Source organism: Gillisia hiemivivida (assembly GCF_007997295.1).
Classification (GTDB): domain Bacteria; phylum Bacteroidota; class Bacteroidia; order Flavobacteriales; family Flavobacteriaceae; genus Gillisia; species Gillisia hiemivivida.
On record NZ_VORY01000043.1, the window covers coordinates 1 to 4,266 of the forward strand.

Consider the following 4,266-nt stretch of genomic DNA (forward strand, 5'->3'; position numbering starts at 1 on the left):
GTTCTTTCTTCATTTAAAAGGGTCTGGATAATGACTCTTTCTTTATAGGTTAGTCGCCTGTGTTTTTTTACTTCCATTTTACAAATCTATTATTTTAGATTTGTTGCGTTAAGTTATTGAATGGAACGATGTTTCTTTAAATTACTGCCAACGGTCTTGGTTAAGGCAAGTAGCGTGGAGTAGGGACACGTTCTTGTCGGCTTAGTTGTTTGTTACTTGGTATCTAAAATAGCACATTTCATCGGAATGCCCGCTATTTGCGCTTAACCGATGTTGCCTACTGTATTTATACTTCAATTTTGTTCTATACCTCTTATCCTGATTTCCTTTTTATCATTTTTTATTTCGGTCAATTTTGATTTTGTCGTGATGTTTATAATAATAAAATCAGCGGTCTGATTTTCAATTTCTGAGCTTTTAATTATTTTTAAGTCACCAATTTCATTTGTGTCAATTTGAATTTTAGAAGGATTTCTTATCAAATTATTGTCAATGAAATAAATCTTGTTGTGAAGAATGTCGATTTTTTGATTTTTTAGGTCATTAAGATTGAGCAATTCCACGTCATTTTTTAGTGAAATGTATATCTTCCCAGCTCCGTCTTTGACAACATTCACTTTTTCAATGCTTGACTTATTCAAATATACATTTTCAACATTGACCTTAATTGAATCTATATAAAAGTCAGTGTCATTATTTTCATCATGAACTTTGATTTCTTGGCCTAAAGTCATGAGAGGAAGGAATAGAATCAATAATATTAAGTTTTTCATATTCGCAATTTCTCGAAATAAATATAGTTGGCAACGGTCTTGGTTAAGGCAAGTAGCGTGGAGTTAGGACGCGTTCTTGTCGGCTTTGTTGTTTTTTAATTGGTCTCTAAAATAACACTTTTCACTCAATTGCCCGCTATTTGCGCTTAACCGATGTTGCCTACTTTAGCGACCAGATTTGAGTAAGAACGAACGATTGCGTATTCTTTTACCATCTAACAATTTCATTAGATCTTTGAACCTGAGTGAGAGTCTGTATTTTCAGCGTTTTAAAAAAATAATCTTATTCTTTTCTGATTTTATTCTTTAGTTTTATTTCATTCTAATTTCGTTCGAGTAAGATTCGGAGTGATATTTTCATTTTTAATCCTTTAAATTTATATTCTTAAGATTTATTTTTCATTTCATTCCGTCAGAGTGAGAATCAGAACGAATTAATTTCATTTCTGAATTTCTCATTTAAAGCTTTTGTTCTTTAAGATTTTTTTCATCTAATTACGTTCGAGTAAGAGTCAGCTGGAATTATTTTCTTTAAAATATTCTTTGTTTTTGTCGTCGAGCTATTGTAGGCAACGGTCTTGTTTAACGCAAGTGGCGTGGGGTTAGGACGCGAACTTGTCGGTTTTGTTGTTTGTTACTTAGTCTCTAAAATAACACTTTTCATCAGAATGCCCGCTATTTGCTGTTAAACGATGTTGTGTGTAGTGCCACACGCACAATTATTTTGTTTCGTACAAATCAGCAACTTTTGTCAAACTTGTAGAATCGCTAACTTCATAAAAATAATTCAGTTGCCATTTTTGAGTTAGTTCCGCTTGCTTACTTTCGGGAAGATCCCAACTAGGATATACTCTAAAAGCTCTTTTTCCTTCTTGCTTTTCTGTTGAAATTATTTTTTGATTTATTAATTCAGATTTAGGAAATACAAATTGTCCAAATAGATGTGTAGATTTCACATTTACTACAAAGAAATCAAAATCATCATTTTCTTGAAAAGGTTCAATTATACCGCTATCATTTCGCTTCCAAAATGTAACAAATTGACCTGCTTTTTTTGCTGTGATTTTAGACTTTCTGCAAATAATGCTTAAATCGTTTAATTTAAAATTACATGCGTCATATTTCTTGCTCTCTTTCTCTAATCTGAAATCCGTAATTATCAAAGAACATTTTTTATAAAATTCAAGTATTTTACTAACCATTTACCAAATTATATTTAGTTTTCATTTTTTTGTTTTTTTTGCATTACACACAACGGTCTTGGTTAACGCAAGTGGCGGGAGTAGGGACGCGAACTTGTCGGCTTTATTGTTGGTTTCTTGGTGACTAAAATATAACTTTTACTTGAATACCCGTTAATTTGCGATAACCGATGTTGTGCCCAGTTAAATAGTATATCTGGTTTTGTTTTTATCTCCTATTTTTTTAAATAATTTGAGTTCTACTCCTTTTTTCAGATCTCGACTTGCTGTTGCACCAGAGATATCTTTGAAAACCTCCATATAATCTTTTCTAGAAAACTCTCTTTTATTGAGTGATACAAAATATTCAAGTCGGTCGTTTTCAGTTAATATGCGGCTATTGAAGTCTAATAGTTCCTCTAAAGATTTATTGATTACTCCAAGCATATATTTGATAAATGCTGTTGAATTTCCTGACTTATCACTATCAGATAGCGCTTTATAGTATTTTTCTTGGTCCTTACTTATTAATGTTTCAAAGGGTAAATATTCAAATACAGGATATTTTTCCATTAATATTAGAGTTTGCCATAATCTACCCATTCTGCCATTTCCATCTAAAAACGGGTGAATAAATTCCATTTCATAATGAAAGACACAGCTTTTTATTAACTCAATTTCTTCAGATGATTTTAAATAGTTAAATAAGTCTTTCATCAAAAATGGAACATTCTCATATGGCGGAGCATAGTGTTCCACCTGAGAACCCTTCATAATGCCTACACCTTGTCTTCTATATTTTCCAGCATCTTCAATTAGATTTTCCATTAAATGTTTATGGCATTCTAAGAATGATTTTTCATTAAATGGTTTATAATTTTCTAAATGTTCATAAATCTCAATTGCATTTAAAACTTCATTAACATCTTTCTTTGGGCCAATTATTCTCTTATTTTCAATTAACGCAGTAATCTGTTCTTCAGTCAATGTGTTACCCTCAATCTTTAAGGAGGAATGAATTGTCTTTATCCTATTTTCCTTTCTTAGTTTGGGAGAAGGTTTGTTAAGATAGTTTGCATTGATTGCTCCAACTTTCTCAGAAATTGAAGTTATCAATCTTAAAATGTCAGGAGTTATATCGTAAGGTGGTTTCATTTGATACTATCATTTGATATTATCAAAGGTAAGATCATTTACTTATTATTTGAATAAAAATCATGATTTTTAATTGGACACAACGGTCTTGGTTAAGGCAAGTAGCGTGGAGTAAGGACGCGTTCTTGTCGGCTTTGTTGTTAGTTACTTGGTGTCTAAAATATCACTTTTTACTTAAATACCCGCTATTTGCGCTTAACCGATGTTGTAGGCAGTTTTTATTCAGTCTGCAAGTAAATTTTGTTTCCGTACAAATCCTCAAAAACAGCACCTATACCCCAGGGCTTTTTAGTCGGTTTATCTATAAAATTAACTCCTTTGGATGTATAAATTTCATATGTTTTTTGCACATCCTTAACTGTCATTACACAAAACGGATAGTTTTCTCCCATTTGTTTTCCAACATATTTTCGGTCTTCTTCAGATGCTTTCCCAAGAGTTAACTGTATCTCACTATTAGGTGCTTTTATACTGACCCAACGCATATTTTCTCCATACTTCTGGTCTGTAACTAAATCGAAACCAAGTTTTGCTGTGTAGAATTCAATTGTTTCGTCATAATCGTTAACCAAAAGTGCAAATGATTTAATGCCCGATTTTGTAGTTTCATTTTCTTGGGCGTTAGATATTGTTAAGACCAGAAAGAACGTAAGTAAAGTTAAAAAAAATGTTTTTTTCATTTTTGCTTAAAATTTTGATGATTGCTTTATCATTTCTTTGAGTGTGTTGATATCAAAGTTATCTATGTTGCTTATTTTTATGTGACGCATACTTTTACCTGTGCCTTCCAAAAGATTATTAGTATCGGTTATTTTATCAAAGTTGAAGAAACCAAGGTTTACGTGATTTTTGGTAGATTTTAGGTAAACATAGTTTTTTTCGGTTGCATAAACTGGTTGTCCCCATTTAAAAAGCTCTTCGGATTTAGGAACAGTTTCTAAAATCAAATTCCGTAATTTTTCCAGCGTTTCAGATTGTTGTGTTGGTGCTTTTTTTATGTATTCGTCTACTTCTTTTATTTTGTTCATTGGCTGGATTCAATGTTGTAACGCAACAAATCGTTGTTGGTTTTTGATGTTTCTAAGCTACAAATTTCAGCTCCATCTCCATCATTTCTTTAGGTGTTTTATAGCCTATGATTTTTCTCGGTCTATTGT

At 31.8% G+C, this 4,266-nt stretch carries 5 protein-coding genes; all 5 read right to left on the reverse strand.

Annotated features, from left to right (window positions below; genetic code table 11):
• Positions 1-293 precede the first annotated feature (293 nt).
• On the reverse strand, positions 294-773 hold the full coding sequence (locus ES724_RS16345; protein WP_146935036.1) for a hypothetical protein: 480 nt from the start codon (positions 771-773) through the stop codon (positions 294-296).
• Between the two features lie 719 nt (positions 774-1,492).
• Positions 1,493-1,975 (reverse strand): MepB family protein, encoded by a 483-nt coding sequence (locus tag ES724_RS16350; RefSeq protein ID WP_146935039.1) that lies wholly within the window; start codon positions 1,973-1,975, stop codon positions 1,493-1,495.
• Between the two features lie 183 nt (positions 1,976-2,158).
• Complete coding sequence (locus tag ES724_RS16355) at positions 2,159-3,109, reverse strand: Fic family protein (protein ID WP_146935042.1); 951 nt, start codon at positions 3,107-3,109, stop codon at positions 2,159-2,161.
• A gap of 218 nt (positions 3,110-3,327) precedes the next feature.
• Positions 3,328-3,789: a VOC family protein gene (locus ES724_RS16360; RefSeq protein ID WP_146935045.1), complete on the reverse strand. Its 462-nt coding sequence runs from the start codon at positions 3,787-3,789 to the stop codon at positions 3,328-3,330.
• 6 nt (positions 3,790-3,795) lie between these two features.
• Positions 3,796-4,137 carry a DUF1801 domain-containing protein gene (locus ES724_RS16365; protein ID WP_146935047.1) on the reverse strand — a complete coding sequence of 114 codons (342 nt, stop codon included), beginning with the start codon at positions 4,135-4,137 and terminating at the stop codon, positions 3,796-3,798.
• Positions 4,138-4,266 lie beyond the last annotated feature (129 nt).